The sequence below is a fragment of the Streptococcus oralis subsp. dentisani genome, assembly GCF_003944205.1.
Classification (GTDB): Bacteria; Bacillota; Bacilli; order Lactobacillales; family Streptococcaceae; genus Streptococcus; species Streptococcus oralis_BH.
On the sequence record NZ_RJPH01000035.1, the window covers coordinates 1 to 1,184 of the forward strand.

At 31.2% G+C, this 1,184-nt stretch carries 2 protein-coding genes; both read right to left on the reverse strand.

Translation table 11 applies throughout. The annotated features are described in order from the left end of the window. Positions 1–767, reverse strand: a 767-nt coding sequence (locus D8805_RS09900; RefSeq protein ID WP_125417122.1) for a beta-ketoacyl synthase N-terminal-like domain-containing protein, incomplete at its 3' end; no start/stop codon positions are given. Positions 768–785: 18 nt separating this feature from the next. Next, a partial coding sequence (gene fabZ, locus D8805_RS09905) for a 3-hydroxyacyl-ACP dehydratase FabZ (RefSeq protein WP_142999754.1) occupies positions 786–1,184 on the reverse strand: 399 nt, incomplete at its 5' end.

Here is a 1,184-nt window from a genome sequence, read left to right on the forward strand (position 1 = left end):
ACATAATCTATTGATTTAGAATCATACTTAGAAAGAAAACTAGATAGTAGAGACTCCATTTGATTTTTTGCAAATTCTGTAGTCGGATTAACTAGAGGGTACTTACCGATATTAATTTCCGCAAAATCAACCAATTCACAATAAGCGTCTTTTTTAACTTCTATGTTTGAGAGTAATAAACTTATCGAAGCTTCAGCTATATAAACATTTTTTGAATACTTATTATTTTTCAATGCTAGATAAAGATCTGAATTATATTCCTCTATTCCTCCTGTTAAAATATAATCAGCAACTCCCTTAGATATCAACATTTGCGAATATCCTATACTATTACTCCCCATAACTATAGTACTTACACCTTTTAACCCTAAGTGCATACAAACCTGTCCAATACAGGCATTAGAAACAGTATTCGCAAAAACTGTTGGACTACATAAATCTGGGTCTCCTTTTAATAACATTTGAGTAAATTCTAAATTAGAATTTAATGGTCCATAACCTGTTGAATATATTGTGCCGACTCTAAAAGGATCAAGTTGCTCCAACTCAAGTTTAGCATCTTTAACAGCATCTACTGCAGAACAAACTACCATATCAGAATATCTATTCATTCTTCGTCTCTTGTTTTTAGGGACTTGAGATATATAATTGACCTTCTCATCACTAATTAAATTAAAATCTTCTAGAGAGAGAGACTTCCACACACTGTCAATTTCATTACCTAATCTACTAATCATACCCAAACCAATAATTTTTACTTTATCCACTATATTTCACCCCAATTCCTAAAAAATATCTGATTCAAAAAAGTATATCACAATTGCCTTTACAACAATTTTTTCATTTACTTTCCCAACACAACTTAGCTTAGCAAATCTAGAAAATTTTTCCAGAAATTTTGCTTCAACAACTATTTGTTGACCTGGTATAACTTTCTGTATGAATCTTGCATCCTCTATTTTAGATAGATATGCTTTCAAACTCTTACTTTCATCCTTATTATAAAACATAAAACCACCTATTTGAGCCAATGTTTCAAGTAAAAGGACTCCTGGGAAAACTGGTTCCTCTGGAAAGTGACCTGTAGCCCAGAGCTCATTATTACTTACGTTTTTTACTCCTTTAACATATTTTCCATACTCAATATCAATAATATCATCTACAAATAGCATTGGGTATCTATG